This window comes from Oceanobacter kriegii DSM 6294 (assembly GCF_000422845.1).
Classification (GTDB): domain Bacteria; phylum Pseudomonadota; class Gammaproteobacteria; order Pseudomonadales; family Oceanobacteraceae; genus Oceanobacter; species Oceanobacter kriegii.
In genome coordinates this window covers 56,177-78,665 of the sequence record NZ_AUGV01000016.1, presented here as the reverse complement: position 1 = coordinate 78,665, position 22,489 = coordinate 56,177, and the positions used below count along the sequence as shown (strand labels likewise).

The window sequence follows — 22,489 nt, the reverse complement described above, 5'->3', positions numbered from 1 at the left end:
GCTGATGGATGATTCCGACTCTGTGTCGCCAGTTTTTGACTTGACCCGTCAGGCCTGCAAACTGGCTTCGGGATTCACAATCATCCAGAACCCCAGAGCGGGCACCGGATTAGATAGATGTGCCCTAAAGTTATCAGACTCGCCATTTGCACCAAAACACGACAGATTGTCTGCTACCGGTATTTACTGCACCACAAAACGACAACGATTGTCGTTAACCACTAACGATACGACCACGGTATACCCGGGTCGATGGCCCAATACGCTCACGGTCGTCGATCATCACAGTCGCACCGCGATAGGTTTTGGCACCGGTTGGCACCTGTCCTGTAGGTTCGGTCGTCGGCAAAAATTCTTCCACCAGAGCCAGTAAATCCTCACTAACCCCGCTTCTTACCAGTGTTCTCAGGTCCTGCTCGAGCGTTGGCGAGTCATAATGGATGACGCAATTTTGTTCTTCTTTTGCCAACTTTTTGATTTTTTGCAGCAGCGCGATGCTGGTGCGGTTGAACTCAAACATGGTGTTCCCCCCTTGGAATACATCCAGAGAGTTGCAACCCTCATACCATTCTGCGACGAATCAACCGATTCTGTTCATCGCAGCGTTCGAGCTGGCGTTCAATGTGACCCACAAACTCCGCCGCGATGCATTCCCAACTGATCGCCTCTGCGGTAGTACGCGCCCGATGACCGGCCTTGACCAGGTCAGCGTCGAGCATCCGCTGGCTGGCTTCAATAAAACCGGATTCATCATCAGGTGCTGCGAGTTCGCCGTCTTTGCCAGACGTCACGTGCATATGAGCGGCCGCCATATCAAAGGCAACAACCGGCAAGCCGCTGGCCATGGCTTCAAGGGTCACCAACCCAAAGGTTTCCGTCAGGCTTGGGAACACAAACAGATCAGCAGACGCATAATGCCGAGCCAGTGCCTCACCAGTTTGTACCCCAGCCAGAATCACTTGCGGATATTGCTGCTGAACTTCGGCTTTGAGCGGCCCATCTCCAACCATCACCAACGTCAGATTGGGCTGGCTTTGCTTCAAGGCGCTCCAGGTCTTTAACACCAGTGGAATGTTCTTTTCAGCGGCAATACGGCCTACGTACAGCATCACCTTGCCATCCCCGTCGCCCAACCACTGCTGGCGCAGAGCCGGACTGCGCCGGCGTGGATGAAACAGAGTGCAATCCACCCCGTGAGGCAGAACGTCCACGTTATTGAAACGCGACTGGCGCAGAAAACGGGCGACTTCTTCCGACGGCACCAGGGTGCCGGCCGTACGATTATGGAAACGCCGCAGCCAATTCAGCGTCAGGGTCTTGATCCAGCCCATGCCGTAGTAGCTGCTGTAACGATGGAAATTGGTGTGAAAGGCGCTCAATACCGGAATATTGCGCTGACGAGCCAGTTTCAGGGCCGAATTACCCAAAGGGCCTTCCGTAGCAATGAACACGAATTCCGGCTGAAAACGCTCCCAGGCATCCCTGATGGTATTGGGTGCAGGCAAACCGATTTGCAGGTCGGGATACATGGGAATGGTGACACCGCGACACCATACCTCCTCGATTTCGGGCTTCCAGTCAGAACGCGGACGGGTACGGATTAACTGAATGTGAAACCGCTCCGGGTCCAGTGCACTGATCAATTGGCGCAGGGAGTTGGCCACACCGTTAACATCGGGAACGTAGGTTTCAGTGATGATGCTGATACGAAGCTGGGACATGCCGGTAACGCTCTGACCAAATCAGCAGAGTGTGCCTGCATGGGAATGACACTTTGATGAAGAGCGCCTTCTCAATAACGTTCTTATAGCGCTATGAGAAAATAGCGGAGGTAAGAGACAGGAACAACGAGCGGACACAGCCGAGAAACGACGTGGTTGAGCAGCAGTATTAAGAGCAGTAGAGGTGGTAGCGGTAAAAGGTAAAGGTAGCAGTACCAATAAAGGTGAAACCAAATACAGAAGTTTGGCCGCCTAATGGGCTTGCAAAACGGATTGCCCTACGGCTTTAAAGGCAGCCTTCACTCCCCGATCCACCCATTTGCCCTCACATTCGTCCATACATTCATCAACACATGCGTCCAGGCAGAGGCGAACGACGGGGAAGAAGACCGGAGCCTGAAGCTCCGGTTTCCGGAAGAGTTGCCAGGTTACATCAATGAGCCAGTTCGGCTTCCTTGGCGTCTTCACCCAGCTTGGCCAGACGGTAGCGCAGCTGACGTGGCGTCAGACCCAGCACCTTGGCAGCCATGGTTTTGTTGCCATTGCATTTTTCGATAGCAGCGTGGATATCATCCAGCTCGCTTTCCTGCACACGCTGATAAGGACGGGCGTACAGGGTTTTGAAGTTTGGAACCACCTGGGTCGCCAGCACCTGAGCGATTTGAGCACCCAGACAACGCACCAGATTCAAGTCAACACTGTCGAGTTGCTCGCCACGCAGGTCCATCACCAGTACAGCCAGTACCGACTGACGAATGGTCAGGGGAACCAGCAGGCAACGATCCTGAGCGCTCAGGGAGCAGGAAGCAGCGTTCACGGATTCCGGACGCTCACTGCCTTCCTTGATCACCAGCCATTCGCGGGATTCAAACAGACGGCACAGAGCGTGCTGCACAGCAAAGCTGTAAACACCATTGGAAACACCGGTTGAACAAAACGCAGCCTTGAAGCGGCTTGGAGAATCCGGCATCGCAATGGATACATTACGCAGACCGGAACTTTCGGAAATCAGCATCAACAGGCGTTGGATGCTTTCTTCATCCTGATAACGTCCTTCGATAATGTCAGTCAAACCATTCAGCCACAGTGCAGCGTTAGCCTTTGGTTGGCGATAGTCTTGCATTTCAGCGATCTTATACATGGGCAACTCCTCCTTTACCCCTGCTATCGCAAACTCCATACCAGCTCTTTGCCAATGACGACTTTTTTTACATTTTGAATCACTAGACCGTCGCATTTCGCCATTTTGGTCATAATTCAATCACCTTTTGTCCTAATTCTATCAACCAGAGTGACAATCCTGTCTTTCACACCTGGATTAAAAAATAGATTTATCAATATCAATTTATTGAATTATCAAGTTTGCGCACTTGAATTGCACAACAAGCAATCACAATGACATGAATGCGGTTCAAAAATAGTGCAATCAGGGAACCCCGCTCACCAAATGCCCCTGACACGTCCGTTCTAGCTAATGAATGCAGAGTAAGAGTGAGCAAAGCAGCAACAGGAAGGGATAGAAGATAAAGAGAGAAAAAGAAAGAGGGATAAATCGAGGGCAACAAAATCAGGCAGCAGATCCAGACCGAATAAAAGAACCGGAGAGCCATCCGCTGCCTTTAAGCTAGCATTGCATTACTTGTTTACACCAGTACTCTGCAATATGGGCAGTGGTATCAAGGCTCAGGCAATTCCCGGATCGTCGTCAGGCAGATACTCTTTCTTCAACCAGCGGGAAAAGAAGCGGCAGGCGTCGTGAGTCGTCAGAATGCCCGCCAGCTTTTCGTTTTTCATCACAATGACGGCGTTGAGGCCTTCCTCCCCCATGCCCGTCAGCACAATATCCAGCCGGGTGTGCAGATCGACCTTGGCAAACCGGCGGCGGCACAAATCACCAGCAACCAGTTCCTCAAAGTCCTGATCTTCATGTCCGGGGCTTTGCGCCAATTTGATGTCTTCGCCGCTTAGCAGTCCCACCACTTGCTTGCCGCCCATCACCGGCAGGTGATGGCATTGATGCTCTTTCATCAGATCGAGGGCTTCGGCAAGTGGCGTACTTTCCTCTACATGTACCGGAAAGGCCGTCATAACTTCGGTGATGGTAGGCATGTGACGCATCGTGTGACTCTCCGAATAGTGTCAGGAACATCTGTTGAATCCGGCGCTAGCTCCGGGGTATTGGATGGGCTAAACCCCAATACGACCCAGGGTTTCGACGATCTGGCGCAGCACTTCCGACAGGGTCGGATGATCCTGCTCAAAATCGAGCGCCAATCGCTGCACGCCTTCGGTCAGTTCGCCGTGATCGGTCAGTTCCATCAACTCGATATCTGCCGCGATCTTACGCAGCATCTCAGCCGACTCGGCATCAATTTTCGGGTTGTCTGCCAATTCCTGATGCAATTGGCCCAGCTGGTCTTTCAGTTCATCCGTCATCATTCACTCCCCTTTTTGCTCGAGTCTAGGCAAGCTTTGCGGGTTTTCCCATGACACAGGCCACGTTTGAGGACTCTGACACAGGTCCGGCGCAAGAATCTGTAACCTTGCCGTTACTTTGGGATGATTTTCGTAAGGGATTGGTTCCGACCGATTCGAGGAATTCTGTCGAGCAGTGTCATCGGGCGACGTGGAACGAATAAAGAAACGCAGAAGGGATGCACAGGCTCGGGGCAGAGAGCCCCGAACTCGCGTTAGTCAATCAGTAGGTTGCCTGACAGAACACCGGCATTTGGCCATCGTGGCCCAGCTCACGCACAGCGGCAAAATTGGCGTAGTCACCAATGTACAGCAGTGGCGCATGACGCAGGTCCAGTCGCAGTAGCTCCGGTGCCAACATGCGCAAGGCGTTCATCAGCATGCTGTGACTGGCGGCCAACGGCACCCAGGCTTCATTTTTACCTGACAAACTTCGCAATACACCTAGCAAGGTGGCCGCACATTCGCCCAAACTGCGGGTGCAATCGAGGTACACCAAATTCAGCGTTTGAGCCAAAGGCAGGTGATAGAAGTTTGCCATGTGGACGACGGTCGGCATCAGGTTTTCAGCAAACAGCTTGATCTTGCGATCCCCTTCCGTCTTTTCAATATCTGTTGAGTCAGGTGCCACAGTTGTATTGAGCAGACGGACTTGCCAGCCTGCTGACGTCGCTGCCGAGGCGGCTATTTGAGCGGGATAGCAAATGCCCAAATTTTGCGCAGCTTCCATTTTTCCTCCGATCGCGCGGCTAACCGCGCAATGTCACTGTTTAGTTTCAATCTAGCAGTGGATACTGCACATGCAGTGCCAAGTGGAGAAAATCGGAGAAAATGGTCAAAAACCCTTACAAATCGAGCAATTCCACCAATACGGTCTTGACGATAAATCCGAGCATGCCCAAGCCCAGTGCAAAAAAGAGCACCGCCATCCCAAACTTGCCCGCTTTTGAGCGTTTTCCCAGATCGTAAATGATGAAGAACATAAAGATGATGAGCACGCCAATGCCAATGGTCATGGCAATATCTTCAAACTGACCGGCGTTCATTCCGCGATCCTCATGTGTTAAAAGGCGCATAATCCTAGCAAACGTGGAATGGGATCGCACTTTCAACCATGACCGACTTTGATCTGTGTATTGTTGGCGCCGGCGTCGTTGGGCTGGCGTTGGCCCGCTCGCTGTCTACGCACTATTCGGTGCTGGTTATCGAACAGCACGACCGCATTGGCAGTGAAACCAGTGCGCGCAACAGCGAGGTGATTCACGCCGGGCTCTACTATCCGGCCAACTCCCTCAAGGAACGGCTTTGCATCCGTGGTCGGAAGCTGCTGTACGACTACTGCCAGACGCACCATGTCGAACACCAGCAAATTGGCAAGCTGATTGTTGCCCCCACTGCGGATCATCCCAAACTGGCAGCACTGGCCAGCAACGCCAAGCGACTGGGTATTCCGTTAACGCTGTTCGACCGTCAGCAACTGCATAAAATGGAGCCTGAGGTTGCTGCAGAGGCTGCGCTTTGGTCTCCCGAGACCGGCATCATCGACAGCCACGGTTTAATGGTGTCGTTGCTCAGTCAAGCGCAGCAACAAGGCGCCACACTGACGTTGAATACCCGCTTCCGCTCTGCGCATCCGGTCAGTCCTCTGGCTTCCAATAGAGCTGGGCAAAAGGAAAAGCAGGGGCACTGGCAGGTCAGCGTCGACACAGCCGATGGGCCATTTGAATTTAGCTGCAACACGCTCATCAATAGCGCCGGGCTCAACGCAGTGGATCTCTATCAGGCGTTGAATACGACACAGCCACCGTCAACAGACCAGTCTGAACAACAAAGCAAGCCAGAACGTGACGAGCCCGAGCTGCAACAGTGGCCAGCACGCGGGCACTATTTCAGCTATCAGGGACGTTCGCCGTTTTCACATCTGGTGTATCCACTCCCTGAGCCGGGACTGGCGGGACTGGGCATCCACGCCACCCTCGACCTCGGCAAGCAATTGCGATTTGGCCCGGACGTGCAGTTTTTAACCCGCTCGCAATATCAGTCAAACCAACGCTACGCTGTGGCTGAAAACCTGAAAGAACATTTTGCCGAAGCCATTCGCCAGTATTGGCCAACGCTCGATTCAACCCGGCTGCAACCGGATTACGCCGGTATTCGTCCCAAATTGAGCGGTCCAGGCATGGCTGCCCGGGACTTTGAAATCCAAACCCAACAGATTCAGCAAGCAACCCTGGTGAACTTGCTGGGCATTGAAAGCCCCGGCTTGACCGCCAGTCTGGCAATCGCCGAGTACGTCACCGAACAGTTGTTAGAAGGCAGAAATATGTGATAAACATCACATAACCAAAAGCGCTTGAACACCCTTAGAACACCATCAAAACCGTGTGAACAGGCGTTAGACGCTTGAACTCCAGAGGTCGCCGCAGGTTTCAGGCGTCGACCTCTGAGACGATTCAAATCCACTAAAGAGTAAATTGTCAGTTTATTTTGACAATTTAGTTATCAAGAAAGCGTATCAAGTAGCGAATCACTGCTAGCCTGAAATGACACAATTGCGTGTAATCCAATTCAGGAGTTCAGATGATCTACCCCTTGCCGAAAGCAGTAATGGCAGATGTATACGAGGGACACGTGAGTACCATTTTATCTGACAAGGTCAGCATTCCGATTGCTTGTGACCGCTGCGACTGTGAAACCGAATACAGCATTCAGACGCTGAAAACGCTGCCTTCCATCAGTTGTGGGCACTGCGGCCACACGCGCAAATTCAGTCAGGCTGAATTTGAGGTGCTGAAACAGTTTTTGATTCAGGCGGGATTCCACTTTTCCAACTGATTGCGTTTACTCCTTTCTACCAACCCGACACAATTCTGAATCGCTTAACTCACCCGCTGGCAACCCATTGCCTGCGGCAAGGATGATGGACCCGATAGCCATGGAAACCCGGCTTATTCCTGCCGCAGCGCATTCGCCCAACCGCCCTAAAAACCCACAAACCATTGATAAATAAGCTATTTTGTTTTTGGCACCACGTTTGCTTTCTATCAGTATCGGCGAACTTGGGCACTTTCTAGAGGTAGTAGCTACTAGGTACCAGACGCCGTTCCGTATGACGCTGGAGACTGACGATGTTACTGGGCTCACTAACCAACTATCTGCAAAATCAGGGACCGCTGACAAGCAGCACGGAAACCGATGCTGCAACAGCTGCCGTGGCCGCAAGCCAGAGTAACGAAGCCGGTGCCGAGCAGGCCGCCAACAGCGACTATCAGCCATCCACCCGCGCCATTCTGATCAGCGCCATTGCCACCGATTTTGATGTCGCCAACCTCAAGCCAGAACAGCTGTCCGAGCTGCAAACCAACCTGCAACAGTATGGACTGATCAACCAGAAAGACCTGCTGGCGTTCTCCCAATTGCGCGCCCATATGAGCAACAGCGAAACCTCATCGCTGGAAAGTCTGGATACCATGGTGTCGCAGGAGCAGGGCTACCAGAACCAGCAGTCGGCCAAACGATTGCAGGCGTTGTTCCAGAACCTGGCATCGGCACGCACCAGCAATAACCCGGAAGCGGCATAAAGCCTCTCTTGCCATTGCCGACCTATTCCTGACTGCCTGCTGGTTTCACGTCCTTTAACCGCCTCTATTTTGCTCTTATTCCCCTGTTTTATCACTTCACTCTGCTACTCCCGCCAATCTCTCCTGTTGGCCTCTTTCTCCCTGTAGCGCGGATCGCTTTCGCCTTTTACTGCGGGTCGCTTTCTCCCTTTACCGTGGGTCGCATTCGCTCCGGAGGCTTTCACCCGATTGTCACTCACCGTTCAAGTAACTGTCATACAGCCAGCGCAGAGTAAGGAGTCAAATACAGAGAATGTAGCGACCATGACAGAGCAATTGCAGCGCGTCACCATTGTGACTGAAACCTTTGCCCCGGAGATCAACGGGGTGGCCCACACGCTGACCCAGTTGGTAGAAGGCATGCGCGCTCGCGGCATCATGGTGCAAGTGATTCGTCCACGGCAGAACAAGCAAGACGTTTCTTGCTCGGAAGAGAACCTGCAAACCGTCACCCTGCCCGGGATGCCGATCCCCGGCTACAAGGAGCTTCGGTTCGGTGTGCCGTTCACCGGTCGAATCAGCCGCGCCATCAAGCAATTCGCCCCCACCGCGGTATACGTCGCCACCGAAGGGCCGATGGGGTACTCCGCCGTGCGGGCAGCCCGCAAAGCCGGTATCCCGGTGTGGAGTGGCTTTCACACCAACTTTCACCAGTACATTGAACACTACCGCCTGCGCGGCCTGGAGCGACTGGCGTATCGCTATCTGCGCCATTTCCACAATCAGACCCACGGCACCCTGGTGCCTACCCGTATCCAGCGCGATGAACTGGATGCCCACGGCTTTCACAATGTGCGAGTGCTATCCCGTGGGGTGAACAGCGATATGTTCACACCACAGAAGCGCAGCGCCGCCTTGCGCAAAGCCTGGGGCGTCAGCGATCAGGACCTGGTGCTGTTGTACGTCGGCCGTATCGCCGGTGAAAAAAACATGGATCTGGCACTGGCGGCCTATCGCCGCCTGCGCAATAGCGACGAACGCGTTCGTATGGTGCTGGTGGGAGATGGCCCCGAGCTGCCCCATATAAAAGAGCAATACCCGGAAATCATTTGCTGCGGCATGCGCCGTGGTGACGATCTGGCAACACACTATGCCAGCGGCGATGTGTTCCTGTTTCCCAGCAAGACAGATACGTTTGGCAATGTGGTTACCGAAGCACTCAGTAGCGGCCTGGCCGTGGTCAGCTTCGACTACGCCGCAGGCCATGAGCACATCGTTTCTGGCAAAAGCGGCATGCTGGCACCGTTTGGAGAAGACGAGGCCTTTATCCAACAGGTCGAAATGCTCTCTGACAGCCCTAACCTGCTGACCAATATTCGTCAGGAAGCTCGCCGCCACGCGGAAGGCATTTCCTGGAACAGCATTGTAGATGAGTTTGTTCTGCGCCTTGGTTGCGCCCCTACAAAGGTAACTCAAAATGGCAATCGCAAAGCAGTTACACCCGAAGACAGCGCTACTGTTCAATAAGGCAGACCGCCTCGAACTGAGCCTCTGCCAGTGGATGAACCAACTGGGTTACCACCGCAGCGTACGGCTGTTTTTCAAAGGCATCAGCCGCGCAGGCGATGGTGTGTTCTGGTACTCGCTGGCACTGATGCTGCCACTGGTTTACGGCATTGAAGGGCTTGAGGCTCTGGGCCACATGGCCGTACTTGGACTGCTGTGCGTGGGTATTTACAGCCAGTTGAAAAACCGTCTGGTACGCCAACGGCCGTTTATTTCGTTTGATGCCATTCAGGCCCACACGGCTCCGCTCGATCTGTACAGTTTCCCGTCCGGCCACACCATGAACGCGGTGAACTTTGCCACCCTGATTTGCTGGTTCTTCCCGGAACTGTTCTGGTTGGTTGTGCCATTTGCTGCTCTGGTTGCGGTTTCACGGGTGGTGCTGGGCATGCACTATCCGACCGACGTGGTTGTCGGCGCAGCGCTGGGATTGTTGTTAAGCCTGGGATCGTTTCTGATTTGGCCTGCGGGGATGTTTGCTTCTATCAGCCTCTAAGGTTCCAAGATAACAAGCACCGCAAAAACAAAAACGCCCGGGCGTTTTTCTGTTTAAAACAAACAGCCCTGTGCCGGATTCTGTTCCGGGTGACGAGCACCTATGCCCAGCAACCGCACCTGCTTGTCCTGTCGTTTTAGCGCCGACCGGAGCATGCTCTGGAATCCTTCCAAATCCGCATTCACATGGCAGTCAGCCAGCGTGGTTTGGGTAAAATCGGCAAATTTCACCTTCACAAACGGCTGCAAGCGCTCCTGCTGCCACCCGGCTTGCACCACCCGCTCCTGCCAGCGTTGCCACAGCAACGGCAGCTGGTTCAGGCATTCGTCTTCGGTACCCATGTCCTGACTAAAAGTGCGTTCAACACTGACGCTTTTACGCACTCGTTCAGGCTTTAACGGCCGCTGATCAATACCACGACAGCGGTCGAACAGCGTCGCCCCCATGCGCCCGTAGTGATGAATCAGATGGGCCAATGTCAATTCCTTGAGCTGGGCACAGGTGCGAATGCCGTCGGCATTCAAACGTTCTTCCAGTTTTGGCCCCACACCGGGAATCGCCCGCACATCAAGGCCATCGACAAATTCAGTAACTTTCTCCAACGGCACCCATGTCACGCCATTGGGCTTGTTGTAATCACTGGCCACCTTGGCCAGAAAACGATTGGGGGCAACACCAGCAGATACCGTCACGCCAACCTGCTCGGCCACTTGCTTGCGAATGATCTCAGCCACTTGCAGCGCTGACGCTGGTTCGGCCACTTCGAGGTAGGCTTCGTCAATGGACACCTGCTCAAACACCACCGCATGCTGGCGAATGATGTCCATAATGGCGACGGACGCCTGCTTGTACTTTTGCATATCGCCGCGCACCAACTGCAACGACGGGCACAGCTTCAGCGCCTGTGCCGAAGGCATGGCCGAGCGCACACCGTATTGCCGAGCCACATAGTTGCAGGTTGCAATCACACCCCGGCCAGAGGGGTCTCCGCCAATGGCCAATGGCAATTGAGCCAACGCCGGGTTGTCGCGCATTTCAACGGAGGCAAAAAAGCAGTCGCAGTCGATATGAATTACTTGTCTTTGGATCGGGTTCATCCGCGGCTTCTCTCGAAAGAGCAATACTGTATAAAAAAACAGTACCAGAGATTTTCCCCGTTGAACATCCCGATCAGCCCGCAATTTTCGCCTTTAAGCGCCGATTTGGCCTCTTGTTCCATAGCAACAGCGTGCCGGCAGTGGTAGCCTGCTGATTGAAACAGAAGGAATAACACGTGACTGATATCCAAGCATTTGCAACCGCTATTGAGCGCCCTGACCACCCATTTGCCGACACCCTGGCCTTTATTGAAGCCAACTATGAATTTACCGCCTCCGGTTTCCAAAACGGCGACCTGCGCAACGAAGCCGACCAGAACCAGGGTTCCTGCAAGGTACTGGCGTTGGCGGAACTGGCCGGATTCAGCAGCGAACAGGCTCTGAAATGCTTTGGTGAACACTACCGTGATGTGGTTGAAAGCCCGCAAGGCGACAGCCACCAGAATATTCGCCAGCTGCAACAACATGGCCTCGACGCGGTCCGTTTTGATTCCTTTCCGCTGGTTGCCAAACAGGAGAGCTGAGCTCGCGAATGGAACTCAGAACCGGCATGGTGCCGTTAACCACCATTCAGCTGGACAGTACCGATGCTGAAGTCCTTGATCAGGAACTTCAGCGTCGCAAGAACGAAGCGCCGGCCTTGTTTAACGGTCTGCCAAGTCTGCTGTCATTGGCAGACTATGATGAAGAATCACTGCCCGCAGAGCAGTTGACGGCATTGGTTGAATGCCTGCGTCAGCATGGTCTGGCAGTCATTGGCGTCCGCAGTTGCCCAGCGCACCTGCAACCTGCCTGTCAGCAGTTGGCACTGGCCGATTTCGGCAAGCAAAGCGCCGGGCGCTCCCGCAAAGCCGCGGTAGAAGAGCCTGCCAATAACGCCAACAGCACCGAAGCAGCCAGCGATTCAGAAACCGCTAACGCCGAAACAAACGAAGCAAGCGCTGCCGAATTGCCCATCGCCTCGACGACCCGGGTCCATCAGGGCAACGTGCGCTCTGGCCAACAACTGTATTTTGATGGTGACCTGTTCATCATCGGTATGGTCAGCGCCGGGGCTGAAGTGCTGGCTACCGGCCATATTCACGTACTGGGCGCGCTGCGCGGCAAAGCCCTTGCCGGGGTTAAAGGCTCACCGGACGCTACCATCAGTTGCAGCCGGTTTGATGCCCAGCTGGTCGCCATTGCCGGTCAGTATCAATTGTTTGAAAATGAACACGCCCTGATGAACCAGAGTGTGCTGGTCAGTTTGGAAGACGATCAGCTGGTCATTCGTGGCGCCGAGAAATAAGTAACCAACAGCAGAACTATCAGGACACCCATCGTGGCAAAAATCATCGTAGTGACCTCGGGTAAAGGCGGGGTCGGAAAAACTACCACCAGTGCGGCATTTGCCTCGGCGCTGGCTTTGAAGGGACACAAAACCGTCGTCATCGACTTCGATGTGGGTCTGCGTAACCTTGATCTCGTCATGGGCTGCGAGCGCCGTGTGGTTTACGACTTCGTCAACCTGATTCAGGGAGAGTCGACCCTCGGCCAAACCCTGATCAAGGACAAGAAGCTCGACAACCTCTATGTGCTGCCGGCCTCACAAACCCGCGACAAGGACGCGCTCAGCCACGAAGGGGTTGAGAAGGTTCTGAACGAACTGTCCGAGTCCTTCGACTACATCGTCTGTGACTCACCGGCCGGTATTGAGCACGGTGCCCAGATGGCGCTGTACTTTGCCGAAGAAGCCATCATCGTCACCAACCCGGAAGTGTCATCAGTACGCGATTCCGACCGCATCATTGGCATTTTGCAAAGCAAGTCACGCCTGGCTGAACAAGGCAAGGCGGTGAAAGAGCACCTGCTGCTGACCCGATACAACCCGGAGCGGGTTGAGCGTGGCGAAATGCTGTCGGTACAGGACGTCGAAGAAATTCTGGCGATTCCGCTGCTGGGTGTGATTCCGGAATCCGAAGCGGTTCTGAAAGCCTCCAACCAGGGTGTTCCTGTGGTGCACGATTCCGAGAGCGACGCCGGCCAGGCCTACGACGACGCGGTATCTCGCTACCTTGGCGAAGACCGTCCTCACCGCTTCCTGGAGAAGCAGAAGAAGAGCTTCCTGAAGCGCGTATTTGGAGGTTGATATGAGCCTGATGGATATTTTTCGCAAGGAGCAGAAAAGTAGCGCATCGGTTGCCAAAGAACGCCTGCGGGTGTTGGTGGCCCACGACCGCTTGCGTCACAACGGCCCTGACTACCTGCCTCAGCTGGAACGCGACATTCTGGAAGTGATTCGCAAGTACGTTGAAATTGGTGAAGACGACGTGTCCGTGCAACTGGACAACCAGGGCCAGACCTCGATTCTGGAACTGAACGTCACCCTGCCAGACCGCAAGGACTAACACCGCCTCGCCCTGCTCTCGCACCTGCCGGATTCTGAACTAGACTTCAGGAACACGTCCGGCAGGAGCCACCCTATGGCCAGTTCTTCCCCGCAACGCATTGCCCTGCAACACATTCTGGTTCGCAACCGCCAGCTGGCCGAGCAGCTTCATGGTGAATTGATGGCTGGTGCCGAATTCAGCGCCATCGCACGGGAATACTCGGTGTGCCCGAGCGCGACCAATCAAGGAATCTGCGGCAGTCTGCCGCTGGATGATTTACCCACTGCCGTGTTGGCGGCACTGGCACCGTTGGAAAACGATCAAGACCCGGCAAACAGCCTCTACCCTGCGCCGATAAAAAGCCATCATGGCTTCCACTTGCTGAAAGTCACCGAACGACTTCAGCGTGCACTGCTGACAGAAGCCGAGGAAGTCTGAGCTTCACTCGGCTACTGTCATACATCTCAGCTGGCTCAGCAGTCTTCCGTGCCAGCCGTCAGCCCTCTCTCAACCCTGACAGAGACTCAAGCACTTCCAGAAACGCCATGCAGGCGCCGAGGTCTGCCGATTCGTCCATGGTGTGGTAACCGGTGGTCGGAATTTGCAAAGTAGTCCCGTCCACCAGCCCATTCGATGCCGACACAATGCGCCCCAGCTCGGTACTGCCAAGCGACTTTTCCGGTTTTCCTGCCGCCAGTAATTCGCGGTTTTGCTGCTCGATGTACTTATCCTTGAAGCTCACCTGCAAGCCCAATTTGTCGCACACCGACATCAACTGCTCGGTCATCGAACGGTTAAATGCGGCGTTGGCATCGCGGTTACGCAATACCAGCTGCTGCTGATTCGCGGCCGCAATATCGGCATACGGACTGGTATCGACCACCACCAGCTGGTTGGTGGAGCCGCCAAACCGACGGAACCACTCCAGCAAGTAACGCCAGCTTTTACCGGCTTCTTCCTGCGCGGTAAAAAACGCCGTGCCCTGGAAACCACGCTCGAACAAATACACCAGCATGGCGGCCGTCAGCACGTTATCCAGCTGCCCCCAAAGACGTCCTTCTTCCACCCGCAGGCGATCCTGAAACGCCACTGGCGTACCGGCCACCAGATGCGATAAACCATCCAGTTCAAAGATCAGGTTGTTGCGGTTAGGGCAAATATAGGCATTGCTGATGTGTCCCTGACCGCGGTACATACCCGACCACGGGTCGTAGGCGTAAACGCGCTCATCGGCAAACCGATCCACAATTTGCATCATCAGCTCTTCGGATACCGAGTTGCCCAGCAAGTCAGAACGGGCACCGGCCACAAACGCAGCGTACTGGAATTCATTGGGGCCGGTACACACCAGCCCATGACGGTCGATATGAGCCGAGAACATCAGCGACATAGGGTCATTCCCCTGCGCCACCAACAGCCCTTCATACCAGGTTACCCTGGCGCCCCGATCTTCCAGCTCCCGCTGTAAAACGCGGAAGAACGCATGCTCATGGCCCACTACCGAAGGGCAGCGGATCAGGCTTTTCAGTACGTCAACCAGTGACGATGGCAAGGTGTTCAATGGTGTAAAAATGTCCTTGGAATTGGGTTAGCCGTAATCCGGGTAGTCAACATCAAAGCCCAGCATGTCCTGCAGACGACGCTTTTCCAGATAGGCTTCGGCACGGCGCTTCTTGCGCTCGTAGTCGGGGCTGCGCTGGCGCATGCGGCGCTTGGGTTCTTCGTCGAAATCGTTTTGTTCGTATTCTTCAAATTGCTTGGCCATGACCATTCCTCTTTTGCTGATCAATAACGCCCTGGAAACTGCCTGACGGCATAAATTGCTATTTACTCCTCCGCCTGATCGATGACCAACAAAAGTTTCAGATCGACAGGACAACAAAATTTCGCTGTCTTGCCGGCCAACAAGGCACGAAACTCGCGCGCCTTTTGTTTCGTTGCCCGGAGCCGACAGCCGCCCCATGCAAGACTCGTTGTTCGACGCCATTGCCAATGACCTGCGCCAAACAGGCCTGTCGGTGGTACGCCTGAAAGATGTCAGCGTCGCCACAGACACCACCGAATGCCTCGCCAGCCGCCTGTTCAAACGTCTGATGCAGTTGCAATCCCATCAAATGGAAAGTGCTGGCACCGGGCGTTTGCAGGAACACCAGCTCAATGAGCGCGTGCGCCGCGACAAGATTCACTGGTTGAGCCGACAGGATGACGCCGAATCCTGTTGGTTGAATTTTATGGATGAAATGCGAGTCGCCATGAACCGCCGCCTGCTGCTGGGGCTGTTCAGCCATGAATGTCATTTTGCCCACTACCAGCCCGGTGCCTTTTACAAACGCCATCTGGATGCCTTCAAGGGCAAGTCCAACCGCATGCTGACCACGGTGTTTTACCTCAACCCGGAGTGGCATCTGGCCGATGGTGGCGAGCTGGTGGTATATGAAAGCGAGCACAGCGATGCCGTACGGGCGGTACTGCGGCCGGAATTCGGCACGCTGGTGACCTTTTTGAGCGAAGAGTTTCCTCATGAAGTGCTGCCTGCCAAACGCGATCGTTACAGCATTGCCGGCTGGTTCCGCATCAACACCTCAGTGAACGGGGTCATTGATCCGCCACGCTAAAATTAATCCGGCTCCAGCCGATACAGCGACTAGGCTTAAAGAATCCCCCAAAGGGATGGCCCCGCGATCGCATGACTCTGGAGTACTTTATGAATTGGTCCAACCTCGGCCTCACAAGCAAAATCCTCTTGCCTACTGCCCTCACGGCGGTACTTATGCTGGTGCTGTCGTACGTGCAAATCAGCAGCATGGGGCAAGTTGCCAGGGAATATGGCCAGATCAACACCGAGTACCTGCCGGCCATCGGCCTGATTCTCAACGCCGACCGCGACCTCTACCAGGCCAAACTGGCCGAACGCAGCATGGCGCTGGGGATGACCGACGAGTCACTCAAGGGCGAGCATGACGAAAACGTACAACAGGTATTCGACCGCATCACCAAAGTCAAATCCCTGCAGGTGAGTGACGGTATCCGCAAACAAGCCGATGCCTTTTTGGCGGCGTTTGAACAATGGCGGCAGCAGAGCAGTCAGTTTGTTACTGCACTGGAGCAAGGCCGCTTCAACCGCCAGCAAGCCCAAACCATCACCACAGGGCAGCTCGACAGCCAGTTCGGTGCGGTTCGGGATCTTCTCGACAAGCTGGGTGAAATGGCCAGCAAGGAATCACAAGCCCAGAATGCCCTTGCTACCGAGCACCGTGAATCGGCCATGACCACCATTCTGACGCTGGTTGGTCTGGCCCTGCTGATGGTGGTGGTATTTGCCGTCACCTTCCCCAAAGCCATCACCAAACCGGTACGCACCATGAGCGATGCGCTGGAAAAACTGGCCAAGGGCCAGGGTGACCTGAACGCTCATATGAACCTGAAATCCGCCGACGAGCTGGGTGTTATGGCGCAGCATTTCAACGACTTTATGGACAACCTGCGGGCCATGATTGGCAACATTCGTCAGGAGTCCGATGGCGTTGCCAATACCACCGAACGACTGCAAGCCAGCGCCTCCGACAGCCAGAACATCAGCATGGAATATTCATCGGCGATGGACATGGTAGCCACTGCCAACGGTCAAATGGGCCTCGCCATTCAGGAAGTATCCATCAATACCCAGCAGGTCTCTGAAGAGACCAAAGCCTCTGAAGATACTGCGCAAATGGTCGCCCAGGAATTTGCCAAAGCCATGGAAGAGCTACGCATTCTGGTGCAGCGAGTGGACGACTCCGGCGAAGTTATTCAGGCCCTGGAAGCCGAAACCACCAATATCGAATCGGTGCTGGACGTGATCAAGGGCATTGCCGAACAGACCAACCTGTTGGCGCTGAACGCTGCGATTGAAGCGGCCCGCGCCGGTGAGCAAGGCCGTGGCTTTGCGGTGGTGGCCGACGAGGTACGAACGCTGGCCAGTCGAACCCAACAGTCCACCGGCGACATCAACGAGATGATCGAACGTCTGCGTGCAGGAGTCGGTCGTGCGGTGGGTGCTATGGAAGAAAGCCAGAACAAAGCCGAGCAAACCGTGGTTTTGGCCAGCCGTTCGCAGGAAAACATTCAGACGATCTCTGGTTCACTGGTAAACATCAGCGACCGCATCATCCAGATTGCCTCCGCCATTGAAGAGCAAACCTCAGTGATCGGCCACATCAACGACAACCTCACCTCGGCCAAGGCCATGAGCGAGCAAGGCAACCAAAGTGTGAATACAATGAAGGAAGCCGTTGGCGACCTGAAATCCCGCGCCAGCCGCCTCAACCAGCAGGTATCCGGCTTCCGCTTGTAAGTGGTCTTCCTTACCCACTAGGGAGCAAGGACGAGGGAACAAAGACGAGGGAGCTTCGCTCCCTCTGGTATTAACTACCGGGGCCAATCCTATTTATTTACATCCACAATCACCCGCCCACGCACCTGTCCAGCCATCAATCTGCCTGCAGTATCAACCACCTCTGCCAAACCGATTTCATGACTGATGCCGTTGAGCATGTCGTCGCTGACCAATTGCTCCAGCCGTCGCCAGGCCTCAACCCGGTCGGCTTTCGGACGCATCACACTGTCGATGCCCGCCAGCGTCACTCCGCGCAGAATAAACGGCATCACCGTCGCCGGCAGCTCGGCCCCTTGTGCCAGACCGCAGGCCGCGACCGTGCCGCCATAACGGGTACTGGCCAGCACATTGGCGAGGGTATGAGACCCGACCGAATCCACCGCCGCCGCCCAGCGTTCTTTCTGGAACGGCTTGCCGGGTTCTGACAGCTCAGTACGATCAATAACCTCGGCCGCTCCCAGTTGCTTCAGGTAATCGGCTTCTTGTGGCCGTCCGGTTGAGGCCACCACCCGATAACCCAGCTTGGTCAGCAAACCAATGGCAAAACTGCCTACCCCACCATTAGCTCCGGTTACCAAGACATCGCCGCTGGCGGGAGTAATACCGTGATTTTCCAACGCTTGCACACACAACATGGCGGTGTAGCCCGCCGTACCAATCGCCATGGTTTGTCGGGCTGCAAGCCCCGCAGGCTTATGAATCAGCCAGTCACTGCTGAGCCGAGCCATGCCCGCCAGCCCACCCCAGTGCACTTCACCGACGCCGAAGCCGTTCAGCAGTACTTCGTCGCCAACGGCAAATTCATCACTACTGCTGGCGCTCACCGTGCCGACCAGGTCGATACCCGGCACCATCGGGAAGCGGCGCACCACAGGGCCTTTACCCGTGATGGCCAAACCATCCTTGTAGTTCAGGGTGGAATACTGCACCTGAACCTCAACATCGCCGTCGGGCAAGGCGTCGCGAGACAGCGATACCAGCTCAGCCCGATAGCCGTCGTCGTCCTTGTTGATTTGCACCGCCTTGAAGACAGAATCCGGGGTAGCGTTCATAACCCACTCCTGTTGTGTTGTTGGATTGTGGTGTTTTGAGGTCTGATGTTTTCAGATCCAGCGCGTAGCGCTATTTATTTAGACCGACCGTCTTTTAATTTTTCAAAAAATACCCCGTCTTTGCGGAGCCGATCATTCCGGCAAAAGCAAGGCAGGTATTGCGTATATCAAGTGGCTTGCGTTCATAACGTCACGTCACAACCTCATGACTTTACGGGTTCAAACTGCCAACAAACCACTGATGCCAACGGTGCAGTGGCTCGGCGCTTTGCTCCAGTCGGGCCCGCATCACCGCGCCTTCCCAACCAATCCAGAATACGTGAGCCAGTGTCTCTGCGTGTTCGATGCCCGCCGCCTCAAGACATTGGGCCACCTGTTGCTCCCAGCTTGCCAGAATCTGCTGCAACGGTGCTCTGAGACTTTCGGGTAACTGGTTCACCTCTTGTCCGAGGTTACCCACCAGACAGCCACGTTGATACTGATGTTTGGCCATCCACTCAGCCGCGTTGTTTACAAAGCGCTGCAGACGTTGCAATGGCGCCAGCTGCTGGCACTCAAAGCTGTCCGCCAACAAGCGCTCGAACGAGCGGCCATAGTGCTCGACCACCGCGTGTACGTAGGCTTCCTTACTCTCAAAGAAGTGATAGAACGAGCCTTTTGGCACCCCCACCCGCTTCAGTAGCTGGTCCAGTCCGGTGGCACTGAAGCCTTGGGCAGTAAGAACTTCCACCCCACTGCGGATCAGCAATTGGCGGGTTTCCGCTGCACTGCGGCCGTCCTTTGGCGGACGTCCCCGCCCCCGTTTCAGGGTCTGGGCCGATTCTATGCTGCGGTTGCTGGATTGGTTACTGCTGTTGGCGCTCATAAATAGCGAACTCAAAGCCTGATTCAGTGACTGATCGCAAATATAGACCGATCGTCTTTTAATAATCAAGAACGCAACGCACAAACACATTTCATGGCGACCGGAACGACACCAGCTCGAATTGCACCGAACCGCCCTTGAACATCGCCAGATCCATTGGCTCATTACGCTCTAATCGCACCAGCCCAACCCCGGGCGCGTACCATTCTTTCTGGGTAACTTCGACTTCCTGATAGCCCAGCCGCGGATCGGCGTACAAGCCAATCAAGGCCCGTCCTTCCAGTAGAATGCAGTTGTCGAACCTGCCTGCTGGCGTAGCAAGCGTGATGCCTTCTTCCACCAGTTCAAACGTCAGCTCAAAGCCATTGCTGGCACGGTTCCAGGCCACATGACTCTGGGTGCTGTGCAACAGATACGGGCGAGTCGGCATGTTCCAGCTGATGCCGTGCTGCAAAACGTCCAACGCCGGTATCGTCAAAAGTGGCTCGGTGCGCAGCCTCGGCCGGTACTCAATCAGATTCTGGACGCCCAGCTGCATGACCCCTTCGTCGGTCACGCTGTAGAAATAGCGAGTGCCATCGCTGGTGTAGCGAGCAAACACCGGAGCAGAATCACCCTCCAACAGGTCGTTAAAATAGTCTGTCGACGCCACGGCACGGGTTTCAACATCAAAGCGCCGAATATGGGTCGCCGTGACAGCCTCGGCATCGCCAAAGCGTTCTTCAACCGCTTCGGACACCCGTTCGGTCACCTGATAGGACCAGTGATACCCCGGTTGCAACGGAAACCAGCCATGCGGTTCAGAAGGCGAAGAACAACCCGTCAAGACGCCACACATCAGTCCCAGCCCCAGCAACAATATCCGACGCATCATGTTATTTCTCCGGTAGGGCTGGATCAGGAACCGGAACAAACTCCAGCTCAATCGGCTTGTCGCCCAGCTCCATCCGGAAACGCTTCACCTCGGGCAGGTCTTCGGTACTGCGCTTGAGGCCCAACTGCAAATTACCGGCCTTGGCTCGCCGCATGGCACTTTCCACCTTGGCATGAAGTTCCTGCGAATACGGCTGGCGATAGGCCCGAGGCACGTCCGCTAACTGATTATTGGCGAGATCGGTGGCCCAAAGGTAGATAGCGCCTTCGGTACCCGCCACGTCGTCGGGCTCTTCGATCACGGAATAGTGCAGCAGAAACTTGTCTGGCAAGGCGGTGCTGGTTGGCCAGCCCTGACTTTGCTTCCAGCCTTCATAACTGGCCCAGAACAGCAGCCCGCTCAGCAAGACCAGCAGCAACTTGGGACCGGCTTTCCAGCGACTGTAGAGCAGCGCCAGAATTAACAGCAGCGTCACCACCAGATAGGCCAGTACCAGAATCAGAAGGGTTTCAGTCATGCTGTACTCCGCTGTCGAAAAATCTGCTGTCCATCGCTTCACTCCTCAGGCGTATGGCGCCCATGTGTGTGTTGGCCGGCATCATTTGTTCTGCCCCTGCACCAGGCGCTTTTGCAGTTCATTGATATTGGTTACCCGACCATCGGGCAATATGGTGAACCGAAAGGCTGTGATTTCATCGCCTTCCTTTTGCAGCTCTTTGGTGTTGTAAAACAGCACTTTCATACGAGGGTTCACCTCCGCCAGATAGACGGTAACCGGCACCGTCGCAGCATTCGTACTTGAACCTTCAAGCGTCGAGATACCGCCTGATTGCTGGGTTTTGAAGTAATGCAGGTTAACGATGTACTCCCCCGGCGGCCGACCACGCAGGGTCAGCACTTCCTGATTCAAGGGGTTATCGATCACGGTGCCATTGACCACCTGGGTGTCGTTAATCATGCCGCGGTCATCTCGATCAAGGTGCATCAGCCCCGACTGCGGTTGCTTGTAGTTCACCTGCATGCCGTCCGGCCCGGCCATCCAGATATCTATGTCGTTGGGATTACCATCAGGCCAACTGACGGTGATCAGAAACTCCGCCTTTGGGTCAATAATGCCGGTTTGCGCTGGCGGGTTTAGCAGCACCAGCGCAATCAGAAACAGGAAGGTGAAGGTCAGCAAGGCGTTGAACAACAGGTCGGTGAATGGGTCGATGTCCGCCTGCTGGTGACGGCGAAACAACGCCATCAGCGGCCGCTCTCGCCAGAAGGGCGTTCACCCAACTGGCCCAAACACAAGGTGTCGACCACCAGCTGATCCGCCGCCCGATCCAGCAACAAACACTGGCCACCCAACAACATACTGCAAACCAATCCCACCAGCGTGGTGTTCATCGCCACACCCATGCCGGTGGTCATTTGCTGCATCAGTTCCTTGATGTCGGAGGTATCGAGGTTTTCGAGCCCCGACACCGAACCCAGCATCAGGATGAACCCGACAACCGTGCCCAATAATCCTAATTTGACCAGCACCCCGGCCAGAAACCAGGCGGTTTGATGACTGCCCTTGGCCCGCTCCGCCAGCACTTCGGCAGCGATGGCGTTTTCAGCATCGTCCGGCCCCAATACCTGCAAGTAATCACTGCCGAGCCGTCCAGGCTGCGACGCCGCAGAAGACGAGCCTCTGACACGCGGCAAGGCGTCAAACTCGCGGGACAGCCACCATGCCCGGTAGCCGCAGTAAGCGCTGCTGCCGATAAACAACAGCAAAGCCACCGAACTGATGCGGGTAACGTCCTCTGCCAGCAGCTTGCCCAGCAGACCGAGGTCCAACAACAACCAGCCCGCAAAAAGCATCACTATCAGGCTTTGCAGCCAAAGCAAAAAGGTCATCAGGGATGAGTGTTGTGCCATCGTCGCTCCACCATAGCCCAGCGCTGCTGTATCAGAAGCTCATGCTAAGCGTAGAAGGAAACCAACGTCACCGGTACGTTAGCAGCAGTTGGCAGGACAACAAGGGACGACCGCGGGGGTCAAAAGTA

General features: G+C 55.1%; 28 protein-coding genes. 12 read left to right on the top strand and 16 right to left on the bottom strand.

From position 1 onward, the window contains the following. Positions 1-214: 214 nt before the first annotated feature. From G516_RS0109050 to G516_RS0109020, 7 genes are all read right to left on the bottom strand, one after another. Positions 215-520: a hypothetical protein gene (locus G516_RS0109050; protein WP_028293383.1), complete on the bottom strand. Its 306-nt coding sequence runs from the start codon at positions 518-520 to the stop codon at positions 215-217. Positions 521-560: 40 nt separating this feature from the next. Next, positions 561-1,721: a glycosyltransferase family 4 protein gene (locus G516_RS21765; protein WP_051219153.1), complete on the bottom strand. Its 1,161-nt coding sequence runs from the start codon at positions 1,719-1,721 to the stop codon at positions 561-563. Positions 1,722-2,154: 433 nt separating this feature from the next. After that, positions 2,155-2,862 carry a helix-turn-helix domain-containing protein gene (locus G516_RS0109040; protein WP_028293382.1) on the bottom strand — a complete coding sequence of 236 codons (708 nt, stop codon included), beginning with the start codon at positions 2,860-2,862 and terminating at the stop codon, positions 2,155-2,157. 542 nt (positions 2,863-3,404) lie between these two features. Next, positions 3,405-3,839, bottom strand: a complete 435-nt coding sequence (locus G516_RS0109035; RefSeq protein ID WP_051219151.1) for a CBS domain-containing protein — start codon at positions 3,837-3,839, stop codon at positions 3,405-3,407. A gap of 69 nt (positions 3,840-3,908) precedes the next feature. Beyond that, positions 3,909-4,160, bottom strand: a complete 252-nt coding sequence (locus tag G516_RS0109030; RefSeq protein WP_028293380.1) for a DUF4404 family protein — start codon at positions 4,158-4,160, stop codon at positions 3,909-3,911. A gap of 259 nt (positions 4,161-4,419) precedes the next feature. Further along, positions 4,420-4,926: a hypothetical protein gene (locus tag G516_RS0109025; protein WP_028293379.1), complete on the bottom strand. Its 507-nt coding sequence runs from the start codon at positions 4,924-4,926 to the stop codon at positions 4,420-4,422. 115 nt (positions 4,927-5,041) lie between these two features. Continuing rightward, entirely contained in the window at positions 5,042-5,242 is a 201-nt protein-coding gene (locus tag G516_RS0109020) for a DUF2788 domain-containing protein (RefSeq protein WP_028293378.1), read from the bottom strand. A 68-nt stretch (positions 5,243-5,310) separates the two neighbouring features. On the opposite strand from G516_RS0109020, the gene G516_RS0109015 reads away from it, so the two are divergent. From G516_RS0109015 to G516_RS0108995, 5 genes are all read left to right on the top strand, one after another. Beyond that, a complete protein-coding gene (locus G516_RS0109015; protein WP_028293377.1) occupies positions 5,311-6,525 on the top strand; it encodes an NAD(P)/FAD-dependent oxidoreductase in 1,215 nt (404 codons plus the stop codon). 302 nt (positions 6,526-6,827) lie between these two features. After that, positions 6,828-7,031 (top strand): hypothetical protein, encoded by a 204-nt coding sequence (locus G516_RS0109010; protein WP_156878997.1) that lies wholly within the window; start codon positions 6,828-6,830, stop codon positions 7,029-7,031. A 293-nt stretch (positions 7,032-7,324) separates the two neighbouring features. Next, entirely contained in the window at positions 7,325-7,777 is a 453-nt protein-coding gene (locus tag G516_RS0109005; protein WP_028293375.1) for a hypothetical protein, read from the top strand. A 303-nt stretch (positions 7,778-8,080) separates the two neighbouring features. Continuing rightward, positions 8,081-9,283 (top strand): glycosyltransferase family 4 protein, encoded by a 1,203-nt coding sequence (locus G516_RS0109000; protein ID WP_028293374.1) that lies wholly within the window; start codon positions 8,081-8,083, stop codon positions 9,281-9,283. Then, positions 9,234-9,818, top strand: a complete 585-nt coding sequence (locus tag G516_RS0108995) for a phosphatase PAP2 family protein (protein WP_028293373.1) — start codon at positions 9,234-9,236, stop codon at positions 9,816-9,818. The genes G516_RS0109000 and G516_RS0108995 overlap by 50 nt, the downstream gene beginning before the upstream one ends. A gap of 53 nt (positions 9,819-9,871) precedes the next feature. On the opposite strand, the gene dinB is transcribed toward G516_RS0108995, so the two are convergent. Continuing rightward, positions 9,872-10,915, bottom strand: a complete 1,044-nt coding sequence (gene dinB / locus G516_RS0108990) for a DNA polymerase IV (protein ID WP_028293372.1) — start codon at positions 10,913-10,915, stop codon at positions 9,872-9,874. A 176-nt stretch (positions 10,916-11,091) separates the two neighbouring features. Between dinB and G516_RS0108985 the strand changes: the two genes are divergently transcribed. The 5 genes from G516_RS0108985 to G516_RS21760 all read left to right on the top strand — a co-directional run bounded on the left by G516_RS0108985 (position 11,092) and on the right by G516_RS21760 (position 13,722). After that, entirely contained in the window at positions 11,092-11,439 is a 348-nt protein-coding gene (locus G516_RS0108985; RefSeq protein ID WP_028293371.1) for a HopJ type III effector protein, read from the top strand. Between the two features lie 8 nt (positions 11,440-11,447). Beyond that, positions 11,448-12,203 carry a septum site-determining protein MinC gene (minC, locus tag G516_RS0108980; protein WP_028293370.1) on the top strand — a complete coding sequence of 252 codons (756 nt, stop codon included), beginning with the start codon at positions 11,448-11,450 and terminating at the stop codon, positions 12,201-12,203. 33 nt (positions 12,204-12,236) lie between these two features. Then, positions 12,237-13,043: a septum site-determining protein MinD gene (gene minD, locus G516_RS0108975; RefSeq protein ID WP_028293369.1), complete on the top strand. Its 807-nt coding sequence runs from the start codon at positions 12,237-12,239 to the stop codon at positions 13,041-13,043. A gap of 1 nt (position 13,044) precedes the next feature. Beyond that, positions 13,045-13,302 (top strand): cell division topological specificity factor MinE, encoded by a 258-nt coding sequence (minE, locus tag G516_RS0108970; RefSeq protein ID WP_028293368.1) that lies wholly within the window; start codon positions 13,045-13,047, stop codon positions 13,300-13,302. A gap of 75 nt (positions 13,303-13,377) precedes the next feature. Continuing rightward, positions 13,378-13,722, top strand: coding sequence for a peptidylprolyl isomerase (locus tag G516_RS21760; protein ID WP_036535515.1), 345 nt, complete (start codon positions 13,378-13,380; stop codon positions 13,720-13,722). 58 nt (positions 13,723-13,780) lie between these two features. Here the strand turns inward: G516_RS21760 and G516_RS0108960 are convergent, their stop codons facing one another. Together G516_RS0108960 and G516_RS0108955 are read right to left on the bottom strand one after the other, a co-directional pair. After that, positions 13,781-14,845 carry a hypothetical protein gene (locus tag G516_RS0108960; protein ID WP_028293367.1) on the bottom strand — a complete coding sequence of 355 codons (1,065 nt, stop codon included), beginning with the start codon at positions 14,843-14,845 and terminating at the stop codon, positions 13,781-13,783. Positions 14,846-14,872: 27 nt separating this feature from the next. After that, the gene (locus G516_RS0108955) at positions 14,873-15,049 is read right to left on the bottom strand and encodes a PA3496 family putative envelope integrity protein (RefSeq protein WP_156878996.1); all 177 of its coding nucleotides are present in this window, start codon (positions 15,047-15,049) and stop codon (positions 14,873-14,875) included. Between the two features lie 196 nt (positions 15,050-15,245). Here G516_RS0108955 and G516_RS0108950 point away from each other — a divergent pair, with 196 nt between their 5' ends. Both G516_RS0108950 and G516_RS0108945 read left to right on the top strand, forming a co-directional pair. Further along, positions 15,246-15,899, top strand: coding sequence for a 2OG-Fe(II) oxygenase (locus G516_RS0108950; RefSeq protein ID WP_028293365.1), 654 nt, complete (start codon positions 15,246-15,248; stop codon positions 15,897-15,899). An 89-nt stretch (positions 15,900-15,988) separates the two neighbouring features. Continuing rightward, positions 15,989-17,617, top strand: a complete 1,629-nt coding sequence (locus G516_RS0108945; protein ID WP_169449513.1) for a methyl-accepting chemotaxis protein — start codon at positions 15,989-15,991, stop codon at positions 17,615-17,617. A gap of 89 nt (positions 17,618-17,706) precedes the next feature. Here the strand turns inward: G516_RS0108945 and acuI are convergent, their stop codons facing one another. The 6 genes from acuI to G516_RS0108910 all read right to left on the bottom strand — a co-directional run bounded on the left by acuI (position 17,707) and on the right by G516_RS0108910 (position 22,361). Next, complete coding sequence (acuI, locus tag G516_RS0108940; protein WP_028293363.1) at positions 17,707-18,711, bottom strand: acrylyl-CoA reductase (NADPH); 1,005 nt, start codon at positions 18,709-18,711, stop codon at positions 17,707-17,709. Between the two features lie 211 nt (positions 18,712-18,922). Then, on the bottom strand, positions 18,923-19,576 hold the full coding sequence (gene acuR / locus G516_RS0108935; RefSeq protein WP_084644965.1) for an acrylate utilization transcriptional regulator AcuR: 654 nt from the start codon (positions 19,574-19,576) through the stop codon (positions 18,923-18,925). 91 nt (positions 19,577-19,667) lie between these two features. Then, positions 19,668-20,450, bottom strand: a complete 783-nt coding sequence (locus tag G516_RS0108930; protein WP_028293361.1) for a hypothetical protein — start codon at positions 20,448-20,450, stop codon at positions 19,668-19,670. Position 20,451: 1 nt separating this feature from the next. After that, positions 20,452-20,967, bottom strand: coding sequence for a hypothetical protein (locus tag G516_RS21755; RefSeq protein ID WP_051219150.1), 516 nt, complete (start codon positions 20,965-20,967; stop codon positions 20,452-20,454). Between the two features lie 81 nt (positions 20,968-21,048). Continuing rightward, positions 21,049-21,696 carry a hypothetical protein gene (locus G516_RS0108915; protein ID WP_028293360.1) on the bottom strand — a complete coding sequence of 216 codons (648 nt, stop codon included), beginning with the start codon at positions 21,694-21,696 and terminating at the stop codon, positions 21,049-21,051. Further along, complete coding sequence (locus G516_RS0108910; RefSeq protein ID WP_028293359.1) at positions 21,696-22,361, bottom strand: MotA/TolQ/ExbB proton channel family protein; 666 nt, start codon at positions 22,359-22,361, stop codon at positions 21,696-21,698. Before G516_RS0108910 ends, G516_RS0108915 begins: the two co-directional genes overlap by 1 nt. Between the last annotated feature and the right edge of the window lie 128 nt (positions 22,362-22,489).

Excerpts from the sequence above, each read along its gene's own strand:
- G516_RS0109020 (WP_028293378.1), bottom strand. The coding sequence starts at position 5,242 with ATGAACGCCGGTCAGTTTGAAGATATTGCCATGACCATTGGCATTGGC.
- G516_RS0109025 (WP_028293379.1), bottom strand. The coding sequence starts at position 4,926 with ATGGAAGCTGCGCAAAATTTGGGCATTTGCTATCCCGCTCAAATAGCC.
- G516_RS0109050 (WP_028293383.1), bottom strand. The coding sequence starts at position 520 with ATGTTTGAGTTCAACCGCACCAGCATCGCGCTGCTGCAAAAAATCAAA.
- G516_RS0109030 (WP_028293380.1), bottom strand. The coding sequence starts at position 4,160 with ATGATGACGGATGAACTGAAAGACCAGCTGGGCCAATTGCATCAGGAA.
- G516_RS0109040 (WP_028293382.1), bottom strand. The coding sequence starts at position 2,862 with ATGTATAAGATCGCTGAAATGCAAGACTATCGCCAACCAAAGGCTAAC.
- minC (WP_028293370.1), top strand. The coding sequence starts at position 11,448 with ATGGAACTCAGAACCGGCATGGTGCCGTTAACCACCATTCAGCTGGAC.
- G516_RS0108950 (WP_028293365.1), top strand. The coding sequence starts at position 15,246 with ATGCAAGACTCGTTGTTCGACGCCATTGCCAATGACCTGCGCCAAACA.
- dinB (WP_028293372.1), bottom strand. The coding sequence starts at position 10,915 with ATGAACCCGATCCAAAGACAAGTAATTCATATCGACTGCGACTGCTTT.
- G516_RS21765 (WP_051219153.1), bottom strand. The coding sequence starts at position 1,721 with ATGTCCCAGCTTCGTATCAGCATCATCACTGAAACCTACGTTCCCGAT.
- acuR (WP_084644965.1), bottom strand. The coding sequence starts at position 19,576 with ATGAGCGCCAACAGCAGTAACCAATCCAGCAACCGCAGCATAGAATCG.
- G516_RS21755 (WP_051219150.1), bottom strand. The coding sequence starts at position 20,967 with ATGACTGAAACCCTTCTGATTCTGGTACTGGCCTATCTGGTGGTGACG.
- acuI (WP_028293363.1), bottom strand. The coding sequence starts at position 18,711 with ATGAACGCTACCCCGGATTCTGTCTTCAAGGCGGTGCAAATCAACAAG.
- G516_RS0109005 (WP_028293375.1), top strand. The coding sequence starts at position 7,325 with ATGTTACTGGGCTCACTAACCAACTATCTGCAAAATCAGGGACCGCTG.
- G516_RS0108995 (WP_028293373.1), top strand. The coding sequence starts at position 9,234 with ATGGCAATCGCAAAGCAGTTACACCCGAAGACAGCGCTACTGTTCAAT.
- G516_RS0109000 (WP_028293374.1), top strand. The coding sequence starts at position 8,081 with ATGACAGAGCAATTGCAGCGCGTCACCATTGTGACTGAAACCTTTGCC.
- G516_RS0108910 (WP_028293359.1), bottom strand. The coding sequence starts at position 22,361 with ATGGCACAACACTCATCCCTGATGACCTTTTTGCTTTGGCTGCAAAGC.
- G516_RS0109035 (WP_051219151.1), bottom strand. The coding sequence starts at position 3,839 with ATGCGTCACATGCCTACCATCACCGAAGTTATGACGGCCTTTCCGGTA.
- G516_RS0108955 (WP_156878996.1), bottom strand. The coding sequence starts at position 15,049 with ATGGCCAAGCAATTTGAAGAATACGAACAAAACGATTTCGACGAAGAA.
- G516_RS21760 (WP_036535515.1), top strand. The coding sequence starts at position 13,378 with ATGGCCAGTTCTTCCCCGCAACGCATTGCCCTGCAACACATTCTGGTT.
- G516_RS0108915 (WP_028293360.1), bottom strand. The coding sequence starts at position 21,696 with ATGGCGTTGTTTCGCCGTCACCAGCAGGCGGACATCGACCCATTCACC.
- G516_RS0108945 (WP_169449513.1), top strand. The coding sequence starts at position 15,989 with ATGAATTGGTCCAACCTCGGCCTCACAAGCAAAATCCTCTTGCCTACT.
- minE (WP_028293368.1), top strand. The coding sequence starts at position 13,045 with ATGAGCCTGATGGATATTTTTCGCAAGGAGCAGAAAAGTAGCGCATCG.
- G516_RS0109015 (WP_028293377.1), top strand. The coding sequence starts at position 5,311 with ATGACCGACTTTGATCTGTGTATTGTTGGCGCCGGCGTCGTTGGGCTG.
- G516_RS0108930 (WP_028293361.1), bottom strand. The coding sequence starts at position 20,450 with ATGATGCGTCGGATATTGTTGCTGGGGCTGGGACTGATGTGTGGCGTC.